Below are 26,799 nucleotides of genomic sequence, written 5' to 3' on the forward strand. Positions count from 1 at the left end.
GAGATAGATTAGAGTATTATGCAAATGTTACCAAACTTAAAAAATAGAATTTTAGAAGAATAAAAAGCAATAAAATTTATGTAGAAATTTAGGGAAACAGTAGAGAAAAAACAGTGCCTTTTTCCAGTTCAGAATCTACGGTTAAAGTAATGTCATGACGCTTCAAAATCTGCATCGTAATAAAAAGCCCTAATCCTTGACCTTGAATATGTCTTGTGCGGTCACTTCTAAAAAATAAATCAAAAATAGATTCGATATCTTTCTTGTCAATTCCAGAACCCTGATCTATAATTTTTAAAAGAAGTTTTCCATTGTCTTCTAATGCAATTACGTTTACTGGTAAGGGAAATGAAAACTTAATAGCATTGTCTATAATATTATAAAGTGCAATAAAAATCATGTGTCTGTTGGCATGCACAGTTAATAAATCTTCATTATTTATAATTGCATCCAGATTAAGTGCTATTTTAACTGTCGGATATTCTATAGCTTTCTTTTCCAGTATACTCCATAAAATTTCATCAATGCGAATATTTTCCATTTGATGCGGTTCTGAAAGTTCCAGTCCTGAAAGAATCAATAATCCGTCTAAAGTATATTTTAAATGAAGTGTATCTTTTCTAAGAGATTTTAGTACTTCCTCATATTGTTCGTTCGTTCTGCTATGCTGTAAAGCAACTTCAATATCACCTATAATAATAGTAAGCGGTGTTTTGAGTTCGTGAGAGGCATTTTTAAGGAAATTTTTCTGTATGCTCACACCACTTTCTAATCTTTCCAAAAGATAATTAAAAGTAGTGATCAATTCTTTTATTTCATCTTTTCCACTAACAGCTGGCATCTCTAATCTCGAATGCAGGTTTTCTGTTGTAATCGTGTTTACTTTTGAAATGACATCTTCAAAAGGCCTAAAAGTCTGCCTGGACAAAAATCTTCCCAAAAGATAATTAAGCGCAATTCCAACCAAATAAAAGATTATAAATACAATTGCCAGCATTTCGAGCTGCTGATTTCCTACATCATCAATTCCAGAGACAACAATAATGAAATCACCTTGGTTGTCTTTGTAATAAAGCCCTGTAAATTGACGGTTATCTATAGTGAAATGTAATATTCGATCTTTTGAAATAGCTTTTAATTCATGGTCACTTAATTTAACTGGCACATCATCATGCAAATATACTTTTTTGCTTTTTGCGTTGTAGATTCTGATAGATTGATTCGTTATTCTATTATACTGAGTTTCTATTTCTTCATAACTAACGCTATCCATTTTAGTAATCTCATCTTTTTCAAAATAGAAAAAGGCAGTTATTAAGGCGCTGTCTTCTAATCTTTCATAATAAAGATCTTTACGATGGCTTTTAAAAAGCAAAAATGATCCAATCAGAAGAAGTCCGACAATAAAAGCAAACAATATTGTAGAATTTAATGCTAACTTATTTTTGAGATTCATGGGACTTCTTTTTTAGCATATACCCAGTTCCTTTTACAGTATGAATCAGTGGTTCTGAAAAGTTCTTGTCTACTTTATTTCTTAAGTAGTTTATATAGACATCAACAGTATTGGTATTCATGTCTAAGTCCAGATTCCAGACCGCCTCAGCAATTGCAATTCTCGAAAGTGCTTTTTCTCTGTTTTTCATAAAGAAAATTAAAAGTTTCAGCTCTCTTGACGAAAGATTCAATTCTTTCCCATCTCTTGAAGCACTCTGCTCTTTCATATTGATTTCAATTCCCGCATAAGATTGAAAATCTAAAATTCCCGCACTAAATTCGGCTCGGCGCAGCTGTGCGTTGATTCGAGCCAAAAGCTCTTCAAATAAAAAAGGTTTAGCCAAATAATCATCGGCTCCAGCCTGTAATCCTTTAATTTTTTCTTGAGGCGTATCTAGAGCACTAAGAATAAGGATTGGGACAATTATTTTTCTTTTTCGTAAAATCTCACAAACCTCAAAACCTGTAATATCAGGAAGCATGATATCGAGAATAATGATATCAAAATCATTTTCTGTAACCGCAGCAATTGCGTCGTATCCTTTAGAAACGGTTTTAACCTGATAAAGATGTTCTTCCAAACCTCTTAAAATAAAAGAAGCCACTCTCGGATCATCTTCAACTAATAGTACTTTATTCATGGATGAATAGTGTTGCTCAATATATATAGTGCAATTTTAGGTAATATAATAATCACTATTTGTTTTTACCGGATTAATTTTTTTACCATTTAATTCTAGTAGTGTATTTTCGATCATTTCAGACATCGTATCTAAAGCAAGGTCATTGGGTTGCATGCCAAAGGGATCTTCTAATTCATCTGCAATGGCTTCGAGCGCAACAAAAGTGTAGGCTATAAATACAATTATAAATGGTGTAATCCAGCCTAATGTTTCAACAAATCCAAATGGAAGCATAAAACAATAAATGTAAACGGTGCGGTGCAATAATACACTATAAGTATAAGGAATAGGGGTGCTGGCAATTCGCTCGCATCCGCCTACAATATCCGAAAGTTTGTTCAGATTTTCTTCAAAAGCCAATTGGGTAACACTGTCAATTTTACCGTCTGCTTTTGCTTTTTTAATCCAATTTCCGAGTTCTCTTAAAATGATGATAGGTTTATAACGGACTTCTTTTAAACTTTCGGCAAATTCGTTTCTCAAAAGACGTTTTAAATCTTCCTCAGAATCGGTATGTCTCAATTGATGTTTTAGGCTGTAAACAAAAGCGATTAGAAGGTTGATAAATTCATCACGTTTCGTTTCGTGTTCTTTGTCATTAATAAGAGAAATGCTTTGTCTAGCAAGGGAACGGGTATCATTGAGAAGTGCGCCCCAGAGTTTTCTTCCTTCCCAAAAGCGATCATAACTTACATTGTTTCTAAAACCAAGAAATATGGCAAGTGTTATTCCAAATAAAGTAAAAGCGGCCGGATTGATATGCAGATTATGCTCTAATAAAAAAGATTTAAAATAAACTACTGTAAGAGAAAACAGCAGCAATAAAAGAAGTCTTGGAAGTAATTGTGGTAAAACGGAACCGTTCCACTCAAAAAGCATTTTGAACCAATTCGTTTTTTTCTTGATAATCATTGGATGAGTAAAGAATTATAATACTATAAAAGTAATTAAAAGTATAGAATTTTGGAGTATAAAAATAGCAGTAATATTTGTTTTTGATAATTGAAAAAGAGTAAGTAAAAGAGTTCAAAAAGTTTTATATTTGAGAAATACTATTCTATAAAAGCACAATCGAAGTTTCATTTTAATTCAAGCACTTTATGAAGATATTTTTTATGAGAGCAATGTTGTTTTTAATGTTTTTGACTTTTTTTTCCTGTGATACCAAAAAGCAAAAACCGGAACCAAAACCATATAAAGCAGGTGTGATTTTATCTTTTGATGATGCTTATGTCGATGAATGGGCCGAAGCCGATAATGTTTTGAAAAAGTATAATTGGAGAGCCACTTTTAATGTCTGCAGAATCGATTCTATTGGAGCTCCTGAAATTAAAAAGCTTCTTGAAATGCAAAAGTACGGGCACGAAATTGCGGGCCATGGTTATCATCATTACAATGCCGTAAAATTTGTGCAGCAAAACGGAATAGATGCCTACATGCAACAAGAAATAGATCCTATGATTGTTTCAATGAAAAAGAAAGGTTTCAATGTAACTTCTTTTGCTTATCCTTACGGAGAAAGATCTGATGAACTGGATAAAGCGCTGTCTCCAGATTTTAAAATTATTAGAGGAAGAGCTTTTGGAGGCGAACTTCCAGAAAAGCAAGACAGTTATTTTAATAATTCAAAAATTGTCTTTGCTTTTGATATTGATAACAGTCATATTCATTTTAGTATTCCGTATCTTTTAGAATTACTGGATTATGCTAAAAAACACAACAAAATTTTAATTCTATGCAGTCATAAACCAGTTAAAGAAGTAACTGAAAATTATCAAACAAAAATTGAAACTTTAGAATTCGTTTGCCGTTATATGAAGCTTAATGATCTTAAATTTTATACTTTGTCAGATTTAGATGATTTACTTCCTAAAAAATGACAGATTTAATCTTCATTAATTCTTACTTAGAAATAGAATCCAAAAGTGGCATTGAATACGTTTGCAAATAATTTATTACATGTAATAAAATTAATTATATTAGCTTTTACAAAAGGCAGTGAGCATCTCTTTTTCATTAGCTGAAAAGACAATTCAAAATCAAATTTAGTGGTGTTTGACCGGGCAATTTAAAAACTAACGGTACTTTTTTTATACAGTAAGCGGAACAATGGAGTTAACAGAGAATCAAAATTTATTTCAGACTATTTTTGACTCAACAGCCAATGGCATTGCCGTAATTCAATCTGTATATGATGACCTAAAGATTACAGATTTTTCAATATTGTTTTTAAATGCTGCAGCATCAAAGCAGGTAAACGATTTAAATTATAAAGGCAGACTTTATAGTGAAGTTTTCCCAGGGATAAAAGAAAATGGAATTCTGGAAAAATTTATTCATACAGCCTCAACCGGTATCGCATCAGATTTTGAATGCAGATACACCATCAACGGTTTAAAATATTGGTACAGATTTACACTTGTAAAACAAGGAGAATTATTGATTGTTACTACAGAAAATTTAACCAAAAGAAAAAAGACAGAGATAGCGCTGAAAAGTGCTTTGGAAACCGCTGAAAAACAAACTCGATTTTATCATTCCATTGCCAATACAACTCCAGATTTGGTATATGTTTTTGACCTTTCTTATAAATTTACTTATGCAAACAAGGCTTTACTCTCCATGTGGGGGAAATCTGCTGAAGATGCTATTGGAAAAGGTTTGAGAGATAACGGATATGAAGAATGGCATGCAGCAATGCATGAAAGAGAAATCGATGAAGTAGTCGCTTCTAAAAAAATAATCAGAGGAACGGTGTCTTTTCCACATGCTGAACTAGGAAAGAGAGTTTACGATTATATTTTTGCCCCTGTTTTTAACGAAGAAGGTGAAGTAGAAGCAATTGCCGGAACTACTCGTGATATTACAGAAATAAAACAGGCAGAAGAAAAACAGCTTTTGGCAAGCAAAAAAGTAGAAGAAAGCGAAGCGACTTTAAAATCAATGATCGATCAAACTCCTTCGCCAACCTTAATTTTAATGGGCGATGATTTGGTTATAAAACAAATCAATAAACACATGCTCGCCATGATTGGGCGTGGAGAAGAAATTATCGGAATGCCCTTGATCGATGTTTTGCCTGAATTGAAAGGACAGTATGTTTGGACTCAGGTTCAAAATGTGTATAATGAAGGAACTCCTTTTGATCAAAGTGAAGTTCTGGTACAGCATAACAGAACAGGAGTAATGCGCGACTATTATTATAATCTGGCTTATCGTCCATTGATCGAAGATGGAAAAATAACAGGAATGATTCAAGTGGCCGTTGATGTTACCGAGCAGGTTGTGGCGCGTAAAAAAATGGAAGAAAGTGAAAACCGTTTCCGTGTTTTGGTAAATGCTTCCTCGGATTTTGTTTTTCGAATGAATGCTGATTGGACGGTAATGCGCAATCTAGAAGGAATTGATTTACTCTCTGATGAAGGCGATGTTGTATTGAACTGGATTGATAAATTTATCTATGTAGAAGATCAGAAAAAAGCGTTAAGTCTTATTGCTGATGCCATTGCAAATAAAAAAATATTTGAGATGGAACATCGGGCTTTAAAACCAGATGGAACTTTGGGCTGGACATTTTCGAGAGCAATACCAATATTAGACGATCAAAATAATATTATTGAGTGGTTTGGTGCTGCGGGCGATATTTCTTCTCAAAAAGAGGTACAGCAAATTATTAAAGACAGCGAAGAGAAATTCCGCCAGCTGGCAGATTTGGTGCCACAAGTAATTTGGACTGCAAAACCAGACGGATATGTTGATTATTACAATAAGCGCTGGTATGAATATACTGGATTGGATGAAGAAAAATTTGGAGATGAAAGCTGGGTTCCAATGTTGCATCGCGATGATGTATTACCAGTACTCGAAGCGTGGTATATAAGCGTACAAGGTGGCAGCAGTTATCAGTTAGAATTTCGATTAGAAAATAAAAATACAGGCTTATATCGCTGGTTTTTAAGTAAAGCAGTTCCAATACGAGATAAAACGGGAGTTATTGTCAGATGGTTTGGAACTTGTACAGACATACACGAACAAAAAACAATTACCGAAAAATTAGAAAGTCTCGTTGCCGATAGAACCAAAGAATTACAGCGATCTAATGAAGATTTGCAACAGTTTGCCCATGTAGCTTCTCATGATTTAAAAGAACCGGTACGAAAGATAAAAACGTTTACAAGTAGACTCGAAGAACATCTTGAAGGTAAGCTAGATGAACCTGCAGCGAGATTTATTGGAAGAATTCATGTTGCAGCAGATCGTATGTTTAACATGATCGATGGGGTTTTAATGTATTCTAAGATTAATGCCAATTTACAAAAGGCTACATTGGTGGATCTTAATGATGTTTTAAAAAATATAGAGAGTGATTTAGAAGTCTCTTTACAGAATACAAAAGGAGAGATTCATTATAATGACTTGCCAAAACTGGAAGGAGCTTTGGTATTGCTGTACCAGCTTTTTTATAATTTGATTAATAATTCTATTAAATTTGCTAAAAATGGAGTACCGCCTAAGATTATAATATCCTCAAAAATAATAATGGAGAATCAAAAAGTGATTGCCCTAATGACGGTTGAGGATAATGGAATTGGTTTTGAAAATGAGCAGTCTGCACAAATTTTTGAAACTTTTACAAGGCTTAACTCTAAAGATGTTTACGAAGGAACAGGTTTAGGATTGTCACTTTGTAAAAAAATAGTGGAGCGGCACGGAGGAAGTATTACAGCGGTTGGGAGACCTTATGCAGGAGCGGTGTTTACAATAAAGCTTCCTTTAAAGCAACAAGATAATGGAATTTAAGTATGAGCAAAAAAATAATTTTACTGGCTGACGACGATACGGATGACACCGAAATGTTTTGTGAGGCACTAGAAGAAATAAATGAAAATATTACCTGCCACTGTGCAGAAAATGGAAATGAAGCGTGGAAGATACTTAATGAAATTACCGAAAAACCACAACTTATTTTTCTAGATCTTAACATGCCGGTTATGAATGGCTGGGATTGTCTTAAATTGGTTAAAAATGAACCTGTTTATAAAGACATTCCCGTAATTATGATTTCGACTTCTTCTCATAAAAATGATATAGAAATGGCTTCCCAATTGGGATCTATTTGTTATTTGGTTAAGCCAAATAGTTTTAATGGTTTAAAACAATTGCTGCGGGTAATTACCTCTAATCTGGGAACGGATTTAAGAGAGACTTTAATTAATGTGAAAGAAAGTGACCCAGATCATATTTTTATCTGCGAGGGAAATCAGTAAAAAAAAATTAATCTTTTTTTACTCCTAGCTGTATTTTAAATTTACCATAATAGGGATTTTCGGCCATTAAGGAATGTCCAATTACCAATATATAACTTCCTTTTTGTTTTAGCGGTATTTTTAAGTCCATTCCAAACGGGCCATCTGAAGTTTTATCAGGTAAAATGATTTGATTGAAACGGATATTTCCTTTGCCTGTTGCCGGAACAATTTCTGCTTTTAATTCGCCTGAACCTTCAGCTTTAAATTTGATATACACTTTTGAGTTTATAGAATCTAAAGCACTTTCTGCGATAAACAGGTTTTCTTTGTTTTCAAAATTCATGAAAACAGTATCACCTATTTGTTTGTTCTCATTTTTATTTTCTTTTCTGACAACAACGGGTGCTGCGGATTCAACAGTTTTGGTACTGTCTTTCCTTTGCTGGCAGGACAAAATAGAAATGGAGATTAAAAGAAGCAGTATGTTTTTCATAAAAGTATTTTATCCTATAATTTCAAAAGTACCAGGTCTTTCTTCGTTTTTGTCATATTCACCAGCAAGATTTTCATTGGAATCTTCTTCTTCCCAGTCATTTTTATCGTACTCAGATTCAAAATCATATTCAAGGTTATCTTCCAATTCCCCAAGTTCCAGATTGTAATGATTAGAAGCAGATAATCTATTGGTATAATCACCTTCTAAATAATCATCATAATTTAGTAGTAATTGTTCTTCGTACGAATTCATTTCGTTTGCAAATTCTTCGGGTAAGTAGTTTTCATATCTCATGTCAATCAATTTAAAATTAATAATGTCTAGTTTTTTAGCTTATTCTAAAATTAGACTTTTAAAAGGCGAATTATTTTATACAATTTTCGCACTGCGTTGTGAAATTTTCATTTAATGAGAATTGAGATTTTTGGAAATTGTTTTCAAATGCTTTTCCTTCTTTAATTCTTTATTGTTGGAACTTTTATATAATTTTACAGTCTATGTATGAAATATTCCAAAAATATCTAGATGATAAAGTAACACTGACCCAGTCAGAATCTGATTATATTCAATCCTTTGCTATTATTAAAAAACTTCGTAAAAGACAATATCTGCTACAGGAAGGTGATATTTGGAAATACGATGCTTTTATCACAAAAGGCTGTCTGCGAACTTATTCTGTAGATGAAAAAGGAAGCGAACATGTAAATAGTTTCAGTATCGAGAATTGGTGGACAGGAGACAGAGAGAGTCTGTTATTGCAGCAGCCGTCGCGTTTTAATATCGATGCTATCGAAGACAGTGAACTGGTATTGTTTACGCACGAGAATTTTGAAATGCTTTGTCATGAAATTCCAGCTTTTAATAATATGGTAAATGGCATACTGCAAAAAAGTTTTATAGCAGCTCAAAACCGAATCCAAGCTTCGCTGAGTTTTACTGCAGAAGAAAAGTATTTAAACTTTATAACAAAATACCCAGGATTTGCTTCGCGAATACCGCAAACGATGATTGCATCGTATCTCGGAATGACACCAGAAACTTTAAGTCGTATACGGAAACAAACCGCAAAAAAATAATCAGGGAGCTTTTAAGCTCCTTTTTTATGCCTTATTCCAAAACACTTGATCTAGATCAAGTTTTTACTTATTTCTAATCAATGTGCAGGTTTTGTATTCAACGCAACTTTGTAATGTTCAAAAGAAACAAATTTTATAACATTTAAAAATTAGAAATCATGTCAAAAACAATTTTCATTACAGGTACAAGTTCAGGATTCGGAAAACTTACAGTTATAACATTGGCAAATGCAGGACATTCAGTAATCGCAGGAATGCGCAATACAACAGGTAAAAATGCAGCAGCAGCAAACGAACTTTCAAAGCTTCCAAATATTGAAGTAGTAGATATCGATATTACAGATGATGTTTCTGTAAAAGAAGCCTTTGAAAGAATATTGATCAAATACGGAAAAATAGATGTACTTATTAATAATGCGGCAGTAAGCGGTTTTGGTTTACTTGAAGGCTATTCAATCGATCAGGTGCGTAAAATGTTTGAAGTAAATGTTTACAGTGTTCTTCGCACTTATCAAGCAGTTCTTCCTTCTATGAGAAAAGAAAAAAACGGACTTATTATAAACATCACTACTGGAGCAAGCGGACATACACTTCCTTTTATGATTCCTTATATCTCGTCAAAATTAGTAGTAGAAAGTTTTACTGAAGGATTACAAGATGAGTTAGCAGATTACGGAATTGAAAATGTGAGCATTCAGCCAGGTGTTTATCCAACAGAGATGAACAACGGTTCAAAAGCAGGAATCAATGCTGATAAACAAGAAATTATTGATCAATATGGCACTGTGGCAACAGATAAATTTAATGCTTTAGGTACGGCTTTATTTGGAAAAATGGCGCAGTTTGACATGAATCCGCAGACTATTGCCGATGGAATTCTGGAATTGGTTAATATGAAAAAAGGAGAGAGACCACTTCGTTTTCCGCTTGATGCCATTGCACAAGGAACCGATAAAGAATTTATAGAAGCACGTGCGGCTATTAAAGCAAAATGGTTAGCAGCTTACAGTAATTAATTTTTTATTCATTAAAAAACACATAAAATAGTAAATCATGAAAACACATTATAAATCACATCAAAAAGTACAAACTTCCGCGATTGCTTTATTGAATCTCTTTTTTTTCTTTTCAGCTTCAGATAAAGCAACCGCTCAAAATAATGCAGGAATTTTAGGAATCGATCATGTTGGAATTAATGTTCCGGATTTAAATCAGGCAATACCATTTTTTAGTGACGTTTTGGGTTTTACACCCGTAACACAACTTGGTCCAATACCATTGGACACCAATTGGAAAGAAGCAAATCATATCAATCCGAATACAGGAGCGGTAACCATAAAAATGATAAATGCCGGAACTGGTGCAAGCATTGAAGTATTTAGTTACGCCGATAACAAAGGCAGTAAAGTTCACCCTAATTCTGATGATATAGGAGCTTCACATATTGCTTTTTATACATCGGATATAAATGAATCAGTAAAATATCTAAAAAGTAAAGGCGTAAAAGTATTAGGAGAACCATTTTTGACACCGTCAGGAGACACTGCAGGTGAATCATGGGTATATTTTGAAACGCCTTGGGGATCTAAAATGGAACTGGTTTCGTATCCAGATGGAAAAGGATATGAAAAATCTAATCCTAAAACAATTTTATGGTCACCTAAAAATACTATCGCTAACAAAGCAACTGTTGCTGATTTTGATTCTGAAAAAAATACTGAAATAATCAAAAATCATCTTAAAATCTGGAATGAAAAAGATGAAACTAAAAGAACTTCTTTATTGAATCAATTTTATGCTTCAGATATTGAGATGGTAGACCGTCATTTCATAGCAATAGGGCAGAAGGAAATTAGCAAATTTATTGTAGAGCTTCAGCAAAAAAATCCGGATTTCAGATTTACTGATAAATCAGTAGAAACAAATCATAATATAGTGCGTTTGTATTGGCAGTTTGGCTCAAAAGCAAAACCAGCTGTGGTTTCCGGAATGGATTTGTTTGTAATTGAAAACGGGAAAGTGCAGAAGTTGTATGTTTTTGTTGATGAGAAAAAATAAATGATAAATTCTTCTACAAGAATTTAAAAAGCCAGAAAGTATTTTTCTGGCTTTTTAATTGGTATTAAATCGTTTTTAAAACACCTCCATCAGCTCTTAATGATGAACCATTAGTTGCCACAGCTAAAGGACTTGAAAGATAAACTGCGAGCGAAGCAATCTCATTTGGATTTATAAAACGCTGTAATAAAGAATGCGGATTGGTCTGCTGCATGATGATGTTCTTCATTTGTTCGGTTTCAATGTTTTGCATAGATGCAATTTGTTCTATGGTTGACGCTACGCCATCAGAATAAGTTGGTCCGCCTAGAATTGTATTTACGGTAACCTCAGTTCCAATTGTGAGTTTAGATAAACCATTGCTCACTGCTGTCATTGCTGCTTTTGTCATTCCGTAATGAATCATATTTCCCGGGATGTTGACTCCGGATTCACTGCTGATAAAAATAATTCTTCCTGTTTTTTTCTCAAGCATTTGTGGTAAAAGTTTTTTTGAAAGACGAATACTGCTCAATACGTTAATTTCAAATATTTTGTACCAATCTTCCTCTTCGATGTCTTCAAAATTTTTTAAATCGAAAATTCCAACGTTATTAATTAAGATATCAATATCATTTAATTGGTTTAATAAATTGGTTACTTCATCTTTCTTTCCAAAATCAGCTTTAATGCCTGAGATTTTTGCATCAGGAAATTCAGATTGTAATTTTTGAACTGCTAGTTTTGTTTTTTCTTCATTTCTGCCATTGATAATTACTTCAGCTTTTTCAGCTACTAATTGCTGTGCAATCGCGTACCCAATTCCTTGTGTTGAACCGCTGATAAAAGCTCTTTTTCCTTCTAATTTTAAATTCATCTTTGTTATATTTATTTTTGTAATGATTGATACATAAATAATCAAAAAAATTAGCTGATAACAGCTAATTGCATTTCGATTTGATCTTTTAGGACATTTTCGTCGGGATACATTCTTCGGAGTGTATTGAGTCCGCACCAAAATGTGATGAGGTATTTTCCCAGAATTTCGGGAGCAGTTTTTGTTTTTATAGTTCCTTTTAGTTGTTCCGATTTTATCACTTCGGTAAACATTTGTTCAACCTCTTTTAAAATCTGAACAGCGCTGGATTCGAGATCTTCATCGATAAAAGTCATTTCGACAACAGTATTGGCAATTATACATCCTTTTAAATGTTCGTTTTGATCCGCTTTTGCAATACTTCTGAAAAAATCTTTTATTAATTCTAATGGAGATTCGCTATTGCTTAATTCATTTTGAAATGAAGTGAAAGCCAGCCGACGTTCCTGAACAGCTTTCTGAAAGACTTCTTTTTTTCCTCCTTTAAAAGTATTATAAAAGCTTCCGGCGCCCGCACCGGTTGCCTTTTGTAAATCACTTAATGAGGTTGCACTATACCCTTTCTGCCAAAAAACTTCCTGCGCTTTTTTTATGATATTAGAATCTTCATAAATGGTAGGTCTTCCTCTCATTTGTTTTATTTTTGTAATAATTGATACAAAATTATATAAAAATTAGTTTGATATCAATTTTCAACTGAATTATTTATAAATAAAAGTAACAGAACACTCACTTATAGCGAAGTGTTCTGTTATTTGAAATCTAATTATTTTTAATTTTTTCACGAAATTCAAGAGGAGCCATGTGCGTTCTTTTTTTAAAAAACGTGCTGAAGGATTGCGGATGTTCAAAACCTAGATCATAAGCAATTTCACTTACGGACAAAGTAGTTGCTGATAATTTCTCTTTGGCCTTGTTAGTTAGCTTTTCGTAAATATGCTCTTTAGTATTTCGGCCAGTATGAATTTTAAGGAAATCGCTGAGATAATTGGGAGAAAGATTCAGGGCTTCGGCAATTAAACTGACGCTTAACAGACTTTTTTCTACCGTTTCGTTATTGTAATAATCATTGATAAATCTTTCAAATTTTGTAAGCAGTGTATGACTGTTGTTTTTTCGCGTTAGAAATTGTCTTTCGTAGAATCTGCTTGAATAATTTAGAAGTAAATCAATCTGTGATAGGATGATTTCCTGAGTATGACGGTCAATATGCTGACATTCTTTATCAATTCTATCCATAATTTCGATGAGATATTTTTCTTCCTGTTCAGATAAATGCAAGGCTTCATTTACGGCATAAGAGAAAAAACCAAAATCAAAGATTCTCTCTGCCAACGGATGTTTTAAAAGAAAATCTTCATGAAATATCAACAAATAACCTGCTCCGCATTCCATAGTATGAAAATCCAGATACTGTACCTGATTGGGTGCAGTAAAACTGAGTACGCCTTTGTCATAATCATAATGTCCCTGACCATACCTAATTTTCCCTTTCGCCTCTCTTTTTAAAGCGACACAATAAAATTTATTGACAAAACCTTTCCAAATTTCATCTTCCAGAAAAATACTTTCAGATAAATTAATTACACTCACCATTGGATGTTTAGGCTCTGGAAGCGAAAGTAAGCGGTGAAAAGCAGATACAGATGCAATCGTGTTCATAACAGCGTATTTTTTCGTTAGTCTAATAACCCCATACTGAATTCATCATATGGAGCTCCGGTATCTGTGCCTAAAGGTACAATACTTTCCAGTTTTAAAAGTTCATTTTGGCTCAATTCTATGTTTACGGAGGCGATGTTCTGTTCCAGATATTTTCTGCGTTTAGTTCCTGGAATAGGTACAATTCCTTTGCTGATAATCCATGCCAAAGCAAGTTGGGAAGAAGTTACATTTTTTTCTTCAGCCATTATTTCAATTGCTTTTACTAGATCAATATTTTTATGGAAATAATTTTCCTGAAAACGTGGAATGGCTCTGCGGAAATCATTTTCTGGAAGATCATCAATAGAGCGGATTTGCCCTGATAAAAAACCACGTCCTAGCGGAGAATAGGCCACGAAACCAATTCCTAGTTCTTCCAATGTTTTCAGTACGCCTCTTTCTTCAACAGTCCTTTCAAATAGGGAATATTCGCTTTGAACAGCTGTGATTGGATGAACGAGGTGCGCTTTTTTAATAGTTTCAGAAGATACTTCCGAAAGTCCGATATATTTCACTTTGCCTTCTTTCACAAGATCGCTCATAGCATCAACCGTTTCTTCGATAGGGGTATTTTTGTCCAGACGGTGCATATAGTAAAGATCAATGTAATCGGTATTCAGGTTTTTTAGCGAACGATCTACCGCTTTTTTAATATATTTTTTACTTCCGTTTATAGCCCAAGTTACTTTTCCACTGTCGTCGATTTCCCAGCCAAATTTTGTAGCCAGAATATATTTATCGCGTTCTTTCCCGATAGCTTTTGCTATAAGCTGTTCGTTTTTTAGAGGGCCGTATAAATCTGCAGTATCCAGAAAATTACCACCGAGTTCAAGCGAACGGTGAATGGTGTGGATTGCTTCTTTTTCATCTGCTGGACCATACATATTTCCTTCTTCAAAACCCGTCATTCCCATACATCCTAAACCTATTGGAGGAATAATTAATCCCTGATTGCCTAATTTAATCTGTTTCATCTTTTCTAATTTTTGTTGCATACAAATTTCGAAAGAAAGGAAATGAGAAGAGGTTTGCAGATTACGGTAAGTTGTATTCGAATTACTGATTCGAAATTATTTCTAATGGATTAATTAAGATGGTTCAGGAAGTTGAAATGACCTCAGTTATAATAATTATGAATTGATAGCCACATTTACTTTAAGATGCGCCTTTATTAAAACCAATTGTATCTCTGTAAGACTGAGGTGATATATCTGTCTTGCCTTTAAAAACTCTGCTGAAATAATATTCATCATCATAACCGAGTTCATAGGCAATTTCTTTCACGGTTTTATCGGTGAGATATAATTCTCTTTTTGCTTCAACAATAATCCTTTCGGTTATCAAATCGGAAAGTGTCATATTGAAATGATTCTTTACAGCTCTTGCCAGTACAACTGGTGTTACATGCAGCATATCGGCATATTCGCTGGCAGAATGTTTTGTCTTGAAATTATCTTCAATGGCATTTCTTAAATTCTGAATGATAAAAAGCTGCTTGTCATTGCCATTTATTTCTTTGATAGACTGTTGTTCCAGCTTTATTCGGGTTGCAAAAACTAGAAATATTTTCAGGTAAGAGACCAAAACTTCGTCTTTTCGTAAAGCTTCCATTTTCAATTCATTCACAATCTCTCTGACAATATTCAACAATGTCTGTTTGCTATTTTGATCTAAAAGAATAAAAGGCTGTTGATAGACATTATTAAATAAAATTCCATTAGCCGCAATTTCTTTATGATGCCGGTATATGCAAAAGAAATCATGATGAAACTGAATAGCGATACCTGTGAGAAATCCTTCTGAAGCCAGCATAAAAGGCTGATAAGGATAAAAAGCAAATAAGGTATTTTCTTTAAACGAATATTCTGAGAGGTCAACTTTGGCTAATCCTTCTCCAGCAGTGATGATTATTATAGTAAAAAAATTATTTCGCTGAATGTGATCAAAATAACTGCCGTTATCAAACTCAAAAACTTTGAATGATAAGTTGCCGTTTAGCTGGTTAACAAGTGTATATACGGATTGAGATAACATAGAAAACTTATCTTTTGTTTAAAAAATCTAAAAACTGTGCATTGAGTTCGTCACATTTATCTACGCATACATCACCAGTTACTTTGGGTTTATTTCCCCATTTCGGCACATCTTCTGTTTCTAAAATATTGAACTTTGATGTACAACCACCGATATAGGGAACAGACGTACCATAAATAATTTTATGTATTTTATGATGTCGAATCATATACGAACACATAATGCAAGGTTCGTGAGTGGTGTACATAGATGCTAGATGCAATTTATCGGCATATCCATTTTTTATGGCATTTTTAATAGATAATATTTCTGCATGATTGGTAATATCGCCTGTTGATCTTCCAGATTCGATGCCTGTGCCAATTATTTTTCCATCTAGTACAATCAAGGCACCAACTGGCGGATTACCGGCTTTTAAAGCACTTTTGGCCAGATTCAGACATTGATTCATATAATATTCAAAATCTTCCTGCATAATTTATTACTTAAATATTAATTCATGGAATTATCCAGCTATGCTAAATTACTCAAAAAAGTAACGGCTTTTGTTACTCTTCTTATTCCATCAAATACTTAGAATTGTTAAAAACTGCTCTCTAATGGAAAAGAGAGCAGCTAGAAGGTTGGTTTAAAAAATTAAAATATCGTAACCTTCTTTTTTAAGATTAACAAAACTTGGAAGACCAGGAGTCCCAGGTACTTCGTTGTCATTTAATAATTCATATCCAGATACTTCAGTACCAAATACGGCAACACATCCTTTAGAAAGGCCGTGAACATGATCTTTTACTTCTTTATAAAGAGCATTAACCGGATGTTCTGGTTTTTCAAGATGTTCCGGCCATCTGATACCAGCGCCCTGAAAAATAATTTTTACGTCTTCACCTTCGTGTTTGAATTCATAAGCTGATGCTAAAGCATTGAATACACGTCCTAAAGCTTCTTCTGAACCTGCTTTTGGATCAGAAAGAATAATAATTGCTGTTTTTTTCATTTTTAATAAATTTTATTAACAAGGCAAAGATCTAACAACAATGCCTGCTAAAGAATGGAGGAAATTTACTTTATGATGGAGAATTTTTTCTCATCAAAAAAACTGAAGACATTGAGTTTAAAACGTCCATTATAAAGTAAAAATCATCCATTTTTCAAGAATGATTATAGGGGCAATTTTGCATTCAAATAATAATTCAAATAAGTACAACTTTAAAAAATAAACAATATGTCTGTTTCTGATTTATTTAAACCCCTTACATTGCTGCATGGTCCAGCAATGAGAAATCGTTTTATGCTGGCACCTTTAACCAGCCAGCAAAGTGATTTTGACGGCACGGCTTCTGAATACGATCAATATTGGATGGAACAGCTAGCTCAAGGCGGATACGGATTAATTCAAACCAGTGCGTCGACTGTAGAAGCAGGAGGTATAGCATTTGAAAGGCAGTTAGGTATTCATAGTGATGATCATTTGCCGGGATTGGCAAAAATAGCATCAGCTATTCGTGAAGGCGGAGGATTGTCGGCAGTGCAGCTTCATCATGCAGGACATCGCGCTAAACCATCGATTGGAGGAATACCAGCTCCAGCATCAGGTAAAACATTAGAAGGAATAAAAGCAATCACAACAGAAGAAGTAGAACGAATCCGAGACAGTTTTATTACAGCTGCCAAAAGGGCTCAGCAGGCAGGTTTTGACGGAATTTCTGTTCACGGAGCTTTCGGATGGATTCTTTCTGAATTTATGTCACCAAATTTAAACGATCGTACCGATAAATATGGTGGAAATTTAGAAAATCGAGCCCGTTTTACTCTTGAAGTTATTGAAGGAATTCGTAAAGCCTGTGGTCCTAATTTCCAGATCGGATGGAGATTATCGATTGAGCGTTACGGACTGCTTTTGGAAGAATTGAGAGAAGTTACCGCCGATATATTCGATCGTGAATTAATTGATTATTTAGATCTTGCTTTATGGGATTCGGCTCAAATAGTCCGCGATGGAACTTTTAAAGGAAAAACCATGCTCAGCGTTTTTACCGAACTTCCGCGCAAAGGTGTGCGCTTGGGCGCTGCAGGAAAAATAATGAGTGCGCAGCGTGCGGGACAACTTCTGGATGAAGGCTGTGATTTTGTACTAATTGCTCGTGCAGCAATTCTTCAAAGAGATTTCCCGCTTCAGGTAAGAGCAAATCCAATGTATGAAAGTCCGCAATTGCCTGTAATGGCAGATTATCTGAGACAAGGAGGATTAAGCGAGCGTTTTATCGAAACCATGCGTGGATGGCAGACTTTTATAAAAGCTGGTTCCATGTAAAAAAATATGACAAAATGAAATATTATCTCCCGTGATATGTTTTGTATTAAAAAAGCCTGTAATTCTATCTCTACAGGCTTTTTTTATAAACTTGACTTGTTTACAATCGAGCGATGAGTTTCTGTATTATTGTTCTCTTAACTTATATATTGAAAAAGTCACAATCAACGTTTGTTTAATTATCTATATATAAGTTAAGAGAACTGATTTTTTGAAGAATAATTTCTATGCGTTCTTCAATTGTAGTATCACCTATTATTCTTAGGATTGGAAAATCTAAAGAGAGCAGCCACTCTTCATGAGATTGACGAGTTCTGTTTGCAATTCCTGTATTTAGATCATAATCAGCGGACCATATTAAAAAATCTTCAAATTGCTTTATCCGTTGTGGATCAGTAAAGATTATGTCTCCATAACGTTCAAGCTCTCTTGCTTTTAGTCTTTCAATTCTAATATCGGCAGGAATCCATAAAAAAATTACGAGATCAAATGAAGGAAAAATAGCTTCTCCCCATTGAAAAATAGAACCTCCTAATACCCAGTTTTTAGAACTATTAAGATCACTTTTTATTTTAGAGTTCCTTTCTTCTGGGCTATTTCTTTGAGTGAAAGGAACTTCAGTATTTTTCCAAAAATAATCATCACTGTCAAAATAATCCAGATTTAGTTTTTGAGCTATTTCTTTCCCAGTTGTTGTTACTCCGCTTCCTGAAGCACCAAAAATGTGAATCTTCATTTGTTTCGCTTTTATAAATTACAAAAATAAAACATTTGCGAGTTTCTTATATTATAAGGTTGTTTAATAAAAAAAGCCTGTAAACAAAGAGTTTACAGGCTTTTTTGTGGAGTCGCCGGGAATCGAACCCGGGTCCAAACAAGCAACTAAAGAGCTTTCTACACGCTTATTTCCTGATTGAATTTTCGATGTTGAGCTAGGCCAGAAACAACCACCCAACACTTATCTTCTTAAATTTCAAAATCCACCCGAAGCTCATGGATATCTAGGTTTATTTTTACGGTTCCCCTGAACGGAACGCCACAAACCAAGGCTTTCCAGGAGAATCCAGCTTCTCTACCTTGTAGAGACGTGGCGCAATCTTACTATGATTCGGATTATGCAGCTAAAGCGTAATTATTTTCGCCGTGTAAAAGTTTGAGATCTTATATTTACGAGCAAGGTCTCAATGCTCGACGTGCTTACTGTTCAATTCGACTTGCTGTCAAAACCAGTCGACCCCAAAAAATAAGTCTGCAAATTTAGAGTATTTGAAATTACTTTCTGCTAAAATTTTCAGAAAAATTTTGTTATTCCTCGTCTTTAAAATTAAAAGGATAATCTCCAAAGATTGGAGCCAGTTTACGAACCGCGTAAGTGTTTCTAGTCATCTTGTTCGAAAGTGCAATTATCGTAACGCCTTCATTCATTAAAGTGATATAAGATGAAGTATTTCCGTGCCACCAGCCGTTATGAAAATAGAAATTCTGCCCTGTTTCCCAATTGATCATTCGGATTCCAAGACCGTAATTTTTGGTTCCTTTTCTTTCGTTGCTGTAACCCGTATAAACTTGTTTCAACAATTCTGGTTTTAAGAAATCTGGCGATTGTCTTGCACGGTCAAATTTTAAAAGATCTCTTGCGGTAGAAAAAACATTTTTATCACCATAAACATTGTCTAGATAATCAAAACCAATTTCTACACCATTACCTTTATAAGAAGGAACAATTTTTTTTCGGTCTTTATCATCGTCAAAAACATAAGTATTTTTCATTCCCAAAGGTTTGAAAATCATTTCAGACATGGCTTCTTTATAACTTAAACCAGTGATTTTTTCGATAATAAGAGCCAGCATCGCATAGTTGGTATTGCAATAGCTGAAACGTGTCCCAGTTCTAGATTCCAGTCCAATATCTTTTGTCGCCAAAATATTCAAAATATCTTTATTCGTCAATTGGTTATGGCGATCCCAAATAGATTTATCTCTATCTGTAAAATAAGCATAATTACGCATTCCAGTACGATGGCTTAAAAGCATTCTAATTGTACATTCTTCGTATGGGAATGTTTTTAAAATAGTATTGACTTTTTGATCTAACTCAATTTTACCTGCATTAACCAGTTTTAAAATAGCCGTTGCTGTCAGGACTTTACTTACTGAAGCAATCTGTACAGGTGTTTCGGGTGTTATTTTAGTACCTTCATTTTTATTAGCAAAACCATTATAGCGTTCAAAAAGTATCTGACCATTTTTGGCAACTAAGAAGCTCCCGTTCATGTTGTTATTAGGCCAGTTTTTATTGTAAAAGTGATTTATTCTTCCAATAACCGAGTTTTTATAGGCTTGAGAAACTTTTGGTTCTGCGCCTAACGGCTTCATTTTGGGTAAGGTATCTTCGACTGTCTGAGTAGTATCTGTTGTTGTTTTTTTGTTTTGACCACATGAACTTAAAACTAGTACGGAGAAAAGTATTTGTGGTATCTTTGTTTTTTTAAGGAAAATCATTTGCATCGTTCTTTAAAAACAAATATATCGAATTCAATTTTGTTGTTTTCTCAATTCTGAGGCTTTAATTTGTGTTTTTTAACTTTTTTTTAAGAATCATAAAATACAGTTGTTTGTTTTTCAGCTTTTAACGGTTTTAAAACATTTTAAACAGAATTTTAAAAACAAAATTTTAACTAAATTTGTTATATTTGAAACAAATACGTTGTAAAAAGTTATATTATTAAATACCTAAAATCAGTTTTAAATGAAATTTGGAATCATAAAAGAAAGAAAAAATCCGCCGGATAGAAGAGTAGTATTTTCTCCAAATGAATTAACAAAATTAAAGCAGCTTTATCATGAAGCAGCTGTAAAAGTAGAAAGTTCTGATATTAGAATTTTTTCTGATGATGATTATAAAAATATGGGAATTACGGTTACTGATGATGTCTCTGATTGCGATGTTTTATTTGGTGTAAAAGAAGTTCCTGTAGAGAATCTGATTCCAAACAAAGCGTATTTCTTTTTTTCTCATACTATTAAAAAACAGCCTCACAATAGAAAACTGCTTCAAGCGATTTTAGAGAAAAAAATCGATTTGTACGATCATGAAACTATTGTGGATGAGCATGATCGCAGATTAATTGGTTTTGGAAGATATGCCGGAATGGTTGGTGTTTATAACGGAATTCGTGCTTTCGGAATTAAATTTGAATTGTTTAAACTGCCAAAAGCAGAAACACTTTCAGGAAAAGAGGATCTGATAAAGCATTTAAAACGCATTACGATGCCGGCTTTGAAATTTGTGATCACGGGAACTGGAAAGGTGGGGAGCGGCGCAAAAGAAATTTTAGATGCCATTAAAGTAAAAGAAATTACAGTAGATAATTATTTAACTAAAACCTATGCGCAGGCAGTTTATGTACAACTTGATGTTTTAGAATACAACAGAAGAAAAGATGGAAAGGTTTTAGATTTTAATGATTTTGTACAAAATCCAGAATATTACGAATCTGATTTTGAGCGATTCACTAAAGTTTCTGATATTTATTTTGCCGGACATTTTTATGCCAGCAATGCACCAATGATTCTGACGAAAGAAATGTTGAATGCCAGTGACTGCAAATTAAAAGTTGTAGCTGATATTTCGTGCGATGTAAATGGCCCGATTGCGTCAACTGTACGTTCTTCAACAATTGCGGAACCTTTGTATGGATATTTTCCGTTAGAAGATAGGGAAGTAGACTTTTTTCATCCTGCAGCCGTTGCTGTAATGGCGGTAGATAATCTGCCTTGCGAAATCCCAAAAGATGCCAGCGAAGGTTTCGGAGAACAATTTATGGAATATGTAATTCCAGCTTTCTTCAATGGAGATAAAGATGGAATTCTAAAACGCGCCAAAATAACAGAAAATGGAAAACTAACAGAACGATTCAGCTATTTGCAGGATTATGTGGATGGGAAATAGATTTTTTGTTTCAAGTTTCAGGTCTGAAGTTATTAAAAAAGGGAAAAACTTTTCAAAGTTTTTCCCTTTTTTAATTAATCAGTTCATTTTTATACGTTCAGTATTTCAACTTGAAACTTGAAACTTGAAACAAAAAACTAAACCATATCCTCTGGTTTCACCCAGGCATCAAAATCTTCTGGAGTTACGTAACCTAAACGAACGGCCTCTTCTTTTAGAGTAGTTCCGTTTTTATGTGCAGTTTGTGCAATTTCTGCCGCTTTGTAATACCCGATTTTAGTGTTTAAAGCTGTAACCAGCATTAGCGAATTATCAACCAATTCTTTGATTCGTTTATGATTTGGTTCGATTCCTTGGGCACAGTGCTCGTCAAAAGAAACACAAGCATCACCTAATAATTGTGCCGATTGTAAAAAGTTAGCCGCCATTACAGGTTTAAAAACATTTAGTTCATAATGTCCCTGCATCCCACCAACAGCAATTGCCATATCGTTTCCAATTACTTGTGCGCAAACCATCGTTAAAGCTTCACATTGCGTCGGATTTACTTTTCCTGGCATGATAGAAGAACCGGGTTCGTTTTCGGGAATATGAATTTCTCCAATTCCAGAACGAGGTCCTGAAGCAAGCATTCTAACATCATTTGCAATTTTGTTTAGAGAAACGGCTAATTGTTTTAAAGCACCATGAGTTTCCACAATTGCATCGTGAGCGGCTAAAGCTTCAAATTTATTTTCGGCAGTTATAAAAGGGTGTTTAGTGAATTCTGCAATATATTGAGCTACTTTTACATCGTAACCTTTTGGTGTGTTTAATCCTGTTCCAACTGCAGTTCCACCTAAAGCAATTTCAGCTAAATGGGCTAAAGTGTTTTTTAATGCTTTTAATCCGAAAGCTAACTGTGCTGCGTAACCTGAAATTTCTTGCCCAAGTGTTAGCGGCGTTGCATCCATTAAATGTGTACGACCTATTTTTACAACATCCTTATATTCTAAAGCTTTTTTTGCTAAAGTAGCGTGTAGTTTTTCTACACCTGGAATGGTAGTTTCAACCACCATTTTATAAGCAGCAATATGCATTCCAGTTGGGAAAGTATCGTTGGATGATTGTGATTTGTTTACATCATCATTGGCTTTGATGAATTGTTCATCTTCTCCAATTTCAAAACCTTTTAAAACTTGTGCGCGGTTAGCAATTACTTCATTCACATTCATGTTGCTTTGGGTTCCAGAACCAGTCTGCCAAATAACTAATGGAAACTGATCGTCTAGTTTTCCTTCCAGAATTTCGTCGCAAACTGCTCCAATGGCATCTCTTTTTTCGATTGGCAGAACACCTAAATCATAATTGGCATAAGCAGCTGCTTTTTTCAGATAAGCAAAACCTTCTATAATTTCTTTTGGCATCGAAGCCGATGGTCCGATTTTAAAATTGTTTCTAGAACGTTCTGTCTGTGCACCCCAATATTTATCGGCAGGGACTTGAACTTCGCCCATGGTGTCTTTTTCTATTCTGTATTTCATTTTGTTGTAAATATGTTGTTTGTAAAATGTATTCTATATTAATGTAAAACTTCATTTGAAAGTGAGTACTCTAGCCCTGATGGAAGCGACATCTCCCGATTTAGAAAAACAAGGCTTTTTAGCCGTAGTTTTTGTTTATCGGGAATACAGCGGACAGCAGGAATCAGCTCCTGAAAATTTTTATGATTTTAAATAACTCTTGATTTCAAAGGTTTCGCAACTCATAAAAGAGCTTATTTAAAATGAGTATAAATATACGTATAAATGTTATTTAACGAAAATTGATTTAGATTTTATTGCTGAGAAAAAATATATACGCTACATTTGTCGTAACATTCAAAAATTCCGGAAAACATGTTTGAATTTTCACAGTATTTAGGCTTTTTACTTTTCTTAACCATTCTAACTATAGGGTTTTGGTTAATGTTTTTCTTAGTTGGTTTCGTATCTTACTGGGTTACGGGTGCTAGCTGGGAACTTTTCAAAGAAAAGAGAGCTAAAAGAAGACAAGAAGAACAATCTATTTAATTTTAGATTGATGTCATAAAAAAAGAACCCTTTTGGGTTCTTTTTTTTGTTCCAAAAAAGAGAAATTCCAATATTTGAAATTCCAAATACCAATACTTTGCGTTTAGAACTTTGTCAAAGTTCTAAAGCTGATTAAGAAGGTTTAAAAGAAAAAATCCAAACTCCAATTGTAAAGTTGGAATTTGGATTTTTTTTATTTTTTATCCAGATTGGAATTTGGAATTTTTAATATTGGAGTTTAACTATTGTTATCCAGGGAAATCTCCACCGCCATCTCCGCCACCATCATTTCTTGGCTGTGCGTTCTTGTCTCTTTCTCCTTTAGGTTTGTTGAAACGGTATGTGAATGATAAATTGAACTGACGTTTACGGAATTGGAATTCACTATATGAGCTTACATTATCTAAATACGTGTAAGATCTCATTTTTCTGGAATTAAATACGTCGCTAATGTTGAAGGCAATAGTTGCTTTGTCTTTCATTACATCTTTACTTAATGCGGTATTCATTCCAAATTGACCTAAGTTTTTTCCCTGAGCTGTTTTTTGCTCTCCGTTGTACATTGCTGTCAATTGCCAATCAATTTTATAAGGCAAAGTAACTTTAGAGTTTATTCTTGCAAACCAAGAATTAGCCTGATTGTCTAAATCTTGAACAATCACCTTTCCTTGTGTGTCTGTGTAGCTGTTTTCTCCAGTAGTTTTTACATTAAAAAAGTTGAAGTTACTGTTTAATTTCCACCATTTGTATGGTGTGTAATTGAAAGTAAATTCAAAGCCAAATTTTTGTTCTCTTCCTAGGTTGATAGGAGAACTTTTGATTACAGGAGTTCCTTCAACGGTCTCACCTGGTGCAGGAGTTACTACTTCACCATCTGGAGTTACAACGTCACCAGTAGGAGATCTTACAAAGCTGAAAACATCTTTTGTGTTTTCAAAATATGCAGAAGTGTTAAAAGTTACTTTGTCCCATCTTTTGATGTAACCAATGTCGTATTTGTCTGTCAAAGAAGGATCTAAATCTGGATTTCCCTGAAAGATATTAATGTTGCTTGCATAGTTAACAGCAGGATTCATAAAACGTCCTCTTGGTCTTGACAAACGTTTACTGTAACTTGCAGAGAAGTTGCTCTGATCTGAAATTTCGTAACTAATAAAAGCGCTTGGAAATAAGTTGTTGTATTTTTTAGTATTGAAATTGCTGTTGTCTAATAAATTAACTTCGATATTCGTGTCTTCCCATCTTAAACCAAATAAATAAGAGAATTTATTTACTTTAAAACCATACTGCGTGTAAAGGGCATTAATGTTTTCTTTGTACTCTAAAGTATTGGATAAATTAGGATTTGGAACACCGCTATTTGTAACATCATAAATGTTGTTCAAATCTCCGAAACTACCTTTGTACCCTGCTTCAAACTGACTTCCTTTGCCTAAGGGTAATACATAATCTGCCTGAAGTAAAATTTGTTTTTGGATTTGATTGTTTAATGTAGTATCAAAGTTTGGTGAATCTGTAATAGTACTATTGCTGTCATCTGTATTTCTGGAAATAGAAAAATCAGCAGTAAGTTTATGCCCTTTATCGTTGAAATTTTTAATCAGGTTTGATGTAAATTCAATATTTTCACTTCCTGTATCTGCGTTGTTTAAACGATACGTTGTTCCTGTAAAATTATGAGCAGCATCATAATTATAATAGTTAATTAAATCTCGGTCGTCGCCAGTGTTTTTTTGATAATTAATGGCGTTTGTCCAAAAAGTTGTTGGAGTAAGTGTCCATTCAACTCCAGCTCTTCCATTAAATCCGTTTCTAACACGTTTAGTGTCACGAGTTTCATCTAAGAAACTTTTTGTTACCTGATTATTATCAAAATATTCAGAATTTGTTTTTCCAGCTCCTTCATTTGTTCTGTAATTGTATCCAGCTGTTGTGAAGTAATTTAATTTTTCTGTTTTATAGTTCACATTGGCACTTAGGCCATAAGTTTCTGGTAAACCTGTTGAAGCAATTAAAGTTCCGTTAAAACCTTGGTTTTTACCTTTCTTAAGAATAATATTGATAATTCCTGATCCACCTTCAGCATCGTAGCGAGCAGATGGATTTGTAATAACTTCAACTTTATCAATAGCATCAGCAGGAAGTTGTCTTAGAGCTTCAGCCATGTTTATGGCCTGTGAAGGTCTTCCGTCGATTAAAATACGAATGTTATCACTTCCTCTTAAGCTTACATTTCCTTCTGTATCAACAGAAACAGATGGTACATTGTCTAAAACATCGCTTACGCTTCCGCCTTTGACAATCATATCCTGCCCAACGTTGTAAACTTTTTTGTCTAATTTAATTTCTACAGTCGACTTTTCAGCACGAACCACAACTTCATTTAATTGTGCGGCATCTTCCGATAAATTTACTGCGCCTAGATTGGTGTCTTCTTTAATGTTCTTTTGTTTGATTTCAGTCGATTTGAATGAAATAAACTCCACTTTAATATCGTAAGTTCCTGGTGCAACAGCAACCTCAAATTCTCCTTTGGGATTTGTGATTCCGCCCGCAATAACTTTTGTATCATTGGGTGCCATAATCGAAATAGTAGCATATTCTAATGGTTGTTTGCTTACCTTTTCAAAAACTTTTCCGGTGACTTTTACCTTAGGTTTGCCTCCGGGGCCTTGTTGTGAGTAATTGTAAAAACTTGTAAACAAGAATACAAGCAATACAGCAAATTTGATTTTCTTCATTTTTTCTGGTTTCTTTTTTCTTTAGACGGCAAATGTAGTTTTTGGTTTAAAGAAGGAACTCACAAAAAAATGTTAAGAATCTATTTTAGAA

General features: G+C 34.0%; 26 protein-coding genes and 1 other RNA gene. 10 read left to right on the forward strand and 17 right to left on the reverse strand.

The features are described 5' to 3' along the window. Nucleotides 1-88: 88 nt before the first annotated feature. The 3 genes from GSY47_RS07810 to GSY47_RS07820 are packed head-to-tail and all read right to left on the reverse strand — an operon-like array spanning nucleotide 89 to nucleotide 3,092. Entirely contained in the window at nucleotides 89-1,456 is a 1,368-nt protein-coding gene (locus GSY47_RS07810) for a sensor histidine kinase (RefSeq protein WP_179002730.1), read from the reverse strand. Continuing rightward, nucleotides 1,440-2,138 (reverse strand): response regulator transcription factor, encoded by a 699-nt coding sequence (locus tag GSY47_RS07815; protein WP_179002731.1) that lies wholly within the window; start codon nucleotides 2,136-2,138, stop codon nucleotides 1,440-1,442. The genes GSY47_RS07810 and GSY47_RS07815 overlap by 17 nt, the downstream gene beginning before the upstream one ends. A 36-nt stretch (nucleotides 2,139-2,174) precedes the next feature. Then, nucleotides 2,175-3,092 (reverse strand): bestrophin family protein, encoded by a 918-nt coding sequence (locus GSY47_RS07820; RefSeq protein WP_179002732.1) that lies wholly within the window; start codon nucleotides 3,090-3,092, stop codon nucleotides 2,175-2,177. A gap of 188 nt (nucleotides 3,093-3,280) precedes the next feature. Here GSY47_RS07820 and GSY47_RS07825 point away from each other — a divergent pair, with 188 nt between their 5' ends. The 3 genes from GSY47_RS07825 to GSY47_RS07835 all read left to right on the forward strand — a co-directional run bounded on the left by GSY47_RS07825 (nucleotide 3,281) and on the right by GSY47_RS07835 (nucleotide 7,447). Then, nucleotides 3,281-4,060 (forward strand): polysaccharide deacetylase family protein, encoded by a 780-nt coding sequence (locus GSY47_RS07825; protein ID WP_179002733.1) that lies wholly within the window; start codon nucleotides 3,281-3,283, stop codon nucleotides 4,058-4,060. Nucleotides 4,061-4,289: 229 nt separating this feature from the next. Then, nucleotides 4,290-6,980 carry a PAS domain-containing sensor histidine kinase gene (locus GSY47_RS07830; RefSeq protein WP_179002734.1) on the forward strand — a complete coding sequence of 897 codons (2,691 nt, stop codon included), beginning with the start codon at nucleotides 4,290-4,292 and terminating at the stop codon, nucleotides 6,978-6,980. A 2-nt stretch (nucleotides 6,981-6,982) separates the two neighbouring features. Continuing rightward, nucleotides 6,983-7,447, forward strand: coding sequence for a response regulator (locus tag GSY47_RS07835; RefSeq protein WP_219071227.1), 465 nt, complete (start codon nucleotides 6,983-6,985; stop codon nucleotides 7,445-7,447). Nucleotides 7,448-7,454: 7 nt separating this feature from the next. Here GSY47_RS07835 and GSY47_RS07840 read toward each other — a convergent pair whose 3' ends face one another. Both GSY47_RS07840 and GSY47_RS07845 read right to left on the reverse strand, forming a co-directional pair. Beyond that, complete coding sequence (locus GSY47_RS07840) at nucleotides 7,455-7,922, reverse strand: hypothetical protein (protein ID WP_179002736.1); 468 nt, start codon at nucleotides 7,920-7,922, stop codon at nucleotides 7,455-7,457. 9 nt (nucleotides 7,923-7,931) lie between these two features. Next, the gene (locus GSY47_RS07845) at nucleotides 7,932-8,219 is read right to left on the reverse strand and encodes a hypothetical protein (RefSeq protein ID WP_179002737.1); all 288 of its coding nucleotides are present in this window, start codon (nucleotides 8,217-8,219) and stop codon (nucleotides 7,932-7,934) included. Between the two features lie 203 nt (nucleotides 8,220-8,422). Here GSY47_RS07845 and GSY47_RS07850 point away from each other — a divergent pair, with 203 nt between their 5' ends. The 3 genes from GSY47_RS07850 (at nucleotide 8,423) to GSY47_RS07860 (ending at nucleotide 11,059) form a co-directional block, all read left to right on the forward strand. After that, entirely contained in the window at nucleotides 8,423-9,001 is a 579-nt protein-coding gene (locus GSY47_RS07850; protein WP_179002738.1) for a Crp/Fnr family transcriptional regulator, read from the forward strand. Between the two features lie 158 nt (nucleotides 9,002-9,159). Next, nucleotides 9,160-10,017, forward strand: coding sequence for an SDR family oxidoreductase (locus GSY47_RS07855; RefSeq protein ID WP_179002739.1), 858 nt, complete (start codon nucleotides 9,160-9,162; stop codon nucleotides 10,015-10,017). 37 nt (nucleotides 10,018-10,054) lie between these two features. Continuing rightward, nucleotides 10,055-11,059, forward strand: coding sequence for a VOC family protein (locus GSY47_RS07860; RefSeq protein WP_179002740.1), 1,005 nt, complete (start codon nucleotides 10,055-10,057; stop codon nucleotides 11,057-11,059). A gap of 64 nt (nucleotides 11,060-11,123) precedes the next feature. Here the strand turns inward: GSY47_RS07860 and GSY47_RS07865 are convergent, their stop codons facing one another. The 7 genes from GSY47_RS07865 to GSY47_RS07895 all read right to left on the reverse strand — a co-directional run bounded on the left by GSY47_RS07865 (nucleotide 11,124) and on the right by GSY47_RS07895 (nucleotide 16,647). After that, the gene (locus GSY47_RS07865; RefSeq protein ID WP_179002741.1) at nucleotides 11,124-11,915 is read right to left on the reverse strand and encodes an SDR family NAD(P)-dependent oxidoreductase; all 792 of its coding nucleotides are present in this window, start codon (nucleotides 11,913-11,915) and stop codon (nucleotides 11,124-11,126) included. Between the two features lie 50 nt (nucleotides 11,916-11,965). Then, complete coding sequence (locus tag GSY47_RS07870; RefSeq protein ID WP_179002742.1) at nucleotides 11,966-12,547, reverse strand: TetR/AcrR family transcriptional regulator; 582 nt, start codon at nucleotides 12,545-12,547, stop codon at nucleotides 11,966-11,968. A 130-nt stretch (nucleotides 12,548-12,677) separates the two neighbouring features. After that, on the reverse strand, nucleotides 12,678-13,577 hold the full coding sequence (locus GSY47_RS07875; protein WP_179002743.1) for a helix-turn-helix domain-containing protein: 900 nt from the start codon (nucleotides 13,575-13,577) through the stop codon (nucleotides 12,678-12,680). 17 nt (nucleotides 13,578-13,594) lie between these two features. Next, nucleotides 13,595-14,593, reverse strand: a complete 999-nt coding sequence (locus tag GSY47_RS07880; protein ID WP_179002744.1) for an aldo/keto reductase — start codon at nucleotides 14,591-14,593, stop codon at nucleotides 13,595-13,597. A 181-nt stretch (nucleotides 14,594-14,774) separates the two neighbouring features. Next, the gene (locus GSY47_RS07885) at nucleotides 14,775-15,653 is read right to left on the reverse strand and encodes a helix-turn-helix domain-containing protein (RefSeq protein ID WP_179002745.1); all 879 of its coding nucleotides are present in this window, start codon (nucleotides 15,651-15,653) and stop codon (nucleotides 14,775-14,777) included. A gap of 7 nt (nucleotides 15,654-15,660) precedes the next feature. Then, nucleotides 15,661-16,128, reverse strand: a complete 468-nt coding sequence (locus tag GSY47_RS07890; RefSeq protein ID WP_179002746.1) for a nucleoside deaminase — start codon at nucleotides 16,126-16,128, stop codon at nucleotides 15,661-15,663. Between the two features lie 153 nt (nucleotides 16,129-16,281). Next, nucleotides 16,282-16,647 (reverse strand): DsrE family protein, encoded by a 366-nt coding sequence (locus tag GSY47_RS07895; protein ID WP_179002747.1) that lies wholly within the window; start codon nucleotides 16,645-16,647, stop codon nucleotides 16,282-16,284. 228 nt (nucleotides 16,648-16,875) lie between these two features. Here GSY47_RS07895 and GSY47_RS07900 point away from each other — a divergent pair, with 228 nt between their 5' ends. Continuing rightward, a complete protein-coding gene (locus GSY47_RS07900) occupies nucleotides 16,876-17,964 on the forward strand; it encodes an NADH:flavin oxidoreductase (protein WP_179002748.1) in 1,089 nt (362 codons plus the stop codon). Between the two features lie 175 nt (nucleotides 17,965-18,139). Here the strand turns inward: GSY47_RS07900 and GSY47_RS07905 are convergent, their stop codons facing one another. The 3 genes from GSY47_RS07905 to GSY47_RS07915 all read right to left on the reverse strand — a co-directional run bounded on the left by GSY47_RS07905 (nucleotide 18,140) and on the right by GSY47_RS07915 (nucleotide 20,472). After that, nucleotides 18,140-18,700 (reverse strand): shikimate kinase, encoded by a 561-nt coding sequence (locus tag GSY47_RS07905; RefSeq protein WP_179002749.1) that lies wholly within the window; start codon nucleotides 18,698-18,700, stop codon nucleotides 18,140-18,142. Between the two features lie 104 nt (nucleotides 18,701-18,804). Next, nucleotides 18,805-19,202: a transfer-messenger RNA gene (gene ssrA, locus GSY47_RS07910) on the reverse strand. A 67-nt stretch (nucleotides 19,203-19,269) separates the two neighbouring features. Continuing rightward, on the reverse strand, nucleotides 19,270-20,472 hold the full coding sequence (locus tag GSY47_RS07915) for a serine hydrolase domain-containing protein (protein ID WP_219071228.1): 1,203 nt from the start codon (nucleotides 20,470-20,472) through the stop codon (nucleotides 19,270-19,272). A gap of 241 nt (nucleotides 20,473-20,713) precedes the next feature. Between GSY47_RS07915 and GSY47_RS07920 the strand changes: the two genes are divergently transcribed. Next, nucleotides 20,714-21,916 (forward strand): NAD(P)-dependent oxidoreductase, encoded by a 1,203-nt coding sequence (locus GSY47_RS07920; RefSeq protein ID WP_179002751.1) that lies wholly within the window; start codon nucleotides 20,714-20,716, stop codon nucleotides 21,914-21,916. Between the two features lie 137 nt (nucleotides 21,917-22,053). Here GSY47_RS07920 and fumC read toward each other — a convergent pair whose 3' ends face one another. Next, nucleotides 22,054-23,439, reverse strand: coding sequence for a class II fumarate hydratase (fumC, locus tag GSY47_RS07925; RefSeq protein WP_179002752.1), 1,386 nt, complete (start codon nucleotides 23,437-23,439; stop codon nucleotides 22,054-22,056). A gap of 61 nt (nucleotides 23,440-23,500) precedes the next feature. On the opposite strand from fumC, the gene GSY47_RS26280 reads away from it, so the two are divergent. Both GSY47_RS26280 and GSY47_RS07930 read left to right on the forward strand, forming a co-directional pair. Then, nucleotides 23,501-23,635, forward strand: coding sequence for a hypothetical protein (locus GSY47_RS26280; protein WP_256871058.1), 135 nt, complete (start codon nucleotides 23,501-23,503; stop codon nucleotides 23,633-23,635). 158 nt (nucleotides 23,636-23,793) lie between these two features. After that, a complete protein-coding gene (locus GSY47_RS07930) occupies nucleotides 23,794-23,967 on the forward strand; it encodes a hypothetical protein (protein WP_144218730.1) in 174 nt (57 codons plus the stop codon). Nucleotides 23,968-24,215: 248 nt separating this feature from the next. Here the strand turns inward: GSY47_RS07930 and GSY47_RS07935 are convergent, their stop codons facing one another. Then, nucleotides 24,216-26,708 carry a TonB-dependent receptor domain-containing protein gene (locus GSY47_RS07935; protein ID WP_179002753.1) on the reverse strand — a complete coding sequence of 831 codons (2,493 nt, stop codon included), beginning with the start codon at nucleotides 26,706-26,708 and terminating at the stop codon, nucleotides 24,216-24,218. Nucleotides 26,709-26,799 lie beyond the last annotated feature (91 nt).

The organism is Flavobacterium quisquiliarum, from assembly GCF_019308285.1.
Lineage (GTDB): Bacteria > Bacteroidota > Bacteroidia > Flavobacteriales > Flavobacteriaceae > Flavobacterium > Flavobacterium quisquiliarum.

Coding starts and splice junctions, on each gene's coding strand:
- GSY47_RS07810 (WP_179002730.1), bottom strand. CDS start 1,456: ATGAATCTCAAAAATAAGTTAGCATTAAATTCTACAATATTGTTTGCT.
- GSY47_RS07815 (WP_179002731.1), bottom strand. CDS start 2,138: ATGAATAAAGTACTATTAGTTGAAGATGATCCGAGAGTGGCTTCTTTT.
- GSY47_RS07820 (WP_179002732.1), bottom strand. CDS start 3,092: ATGATTATCAAGAAAAAAACGAATTGGTTCAAAATGCTTTTTGAGTGG.
- GSY47_RS07825 (WP_179002733.1), top strand. CDS start 3,281: ATGAAGATATTTTTTATGAGAGCAATGTTGTTTTTAATGTTTTTGACT.
- GSY47_RS07830 (WP_179002734.1), top strand. CDS start 4,290: ATGGAGTTAACAGAGAATCAAAATTTATTTCAGACTATTTTTGACTCA.
- GSY47_RS07835 (WP_219071227.1), top strand. CDS start 6,983: ATGAGCAAAAAAATAATTTTACTGGCTGACGACGATACGGATGACACC.
- GSY47_RS07840 (WP_179002736.1), bottom strand. CDS start 7,922: ATGAAAAACATACTGCTTCTTTTAATCTCCATTTCTATTTTGTCCTGC.
- GSY47_RS07845 (WP_179002737.1), bottom strand. CDS start 8,219: ATGAGATATGAAAACTACTTACCCGAAGAATTTGCAAACGAAATGAAT.
- GSY47_RS07850 (WP_179002738.1), top strand. CDS start 8,423: ATGTATGAAATATTCCAAAAATATCTAGATGATAAAGTAACACTGACC.
- GSY47_RS07855 (WP_179002739.1), top strand. CDS start 9,160: ATGTCAAAAACAATTTTCATTACAGGTACAAGTTCAGGATTCGGAAAA.
- GSY47_RS07860 (WP_179002740.1), top strand. CDS start 10,055: ATGAAAACACATTATAAATCACATCAAAAAGTACAAACTTCCGCGATT.
- GSY47_RS07865 (WP_179002741.1), bottom strand. CDS start 11,915: ATGAATTTAAAATTAGAAGGAAAAAGAGCTTTTATCAGCGGTTCAACA.
- GSY47_RS07870 (WP_179002742.1), bottom strand. CDS start 12,547: ATGAGAGGAAGACCTACCATTTATGAAGATTCTAATATCATAAAAAAA.
- GSY47_RS07875 (WP_179002743.1), bottom strand. CDS start 13,577: ATGAACACGATTGCATCTGTATCTGCTTTTCACCGCTTACTTTCGCTT.
- GSY47_RS07880 (WP_179002744.1), bottom strand. CDS start 14,593: ATGAAACAGATTAAATTAGGCAATCAGGGATTAATTATTCCTCCAATA.
- GSY47_RS07885 (WP_179002745.1), bottom strand. CDS start 15,653: ATGTTATCTCAATCCGTATATACACTTGTTAACCAGCTAAACGGCAAC.
- GSY47_RS07890 (WP_179002746.1), bottom strand. CDS start 16,128: ATGCAGGAAGATTTTGAATATTATATGAATCAATGTCTGAATCTGGCC.
- GSY47_RS07895 (WP_179002747.1), bottom strand. CDS start 16,647: ATGAAAAAAACAGCAATTATTATTCTTTCTGATCCAAAAGCAGGTTCA.
- GSY47_RS07900 (WP_179002748.1), top strand. CDS start 16,876: ATGTCTGTTTCTGATTTATTTAAACCCCTTACATTGCTGCATGGTCCA.
- GSY47_RS07905 (WP_179002749.1), bottom strand. CDS start 18,700: ATGAAGATTCACATTTTTGGTGCTTCAGGAAGCGGAGTAACAACAACT.
- GSY47_RS07915 (WP_219071228.1), bottom strand. CDS start 20,472: ATGCAAATGATTTTCCTTAAAAAAACAAAGATACCACAAATACTTTTC.
- GSY47_RS07920 (WP_179002751.1), top strand. CDS start 20,714: ATGAAATTTGGAATCATAAAAGAAAGAAAAAATCCGCCGGATAGAAGA.
- fumC (WP_179002752.1), bottom strand. CDS start 23,439: ATGAAATACAGAATAGAAAAAGACACCATGGGCGAAGTTCAAGTCCCT.
- GSY47_RS07930 (WP_144218730.1), top strand. CDS start 23,794: ATGTTTGAATTTTCACAGTATTTAGGCTTTTTACTTTTCTTAACCATT.
- GSY47_RS07935 (WP_179002753.1), bottom strand. CDS start 26,708: ATGAAGAAAATCAAATTTGCTGTATTGCTTGTATTCTTGTTTACAAGT.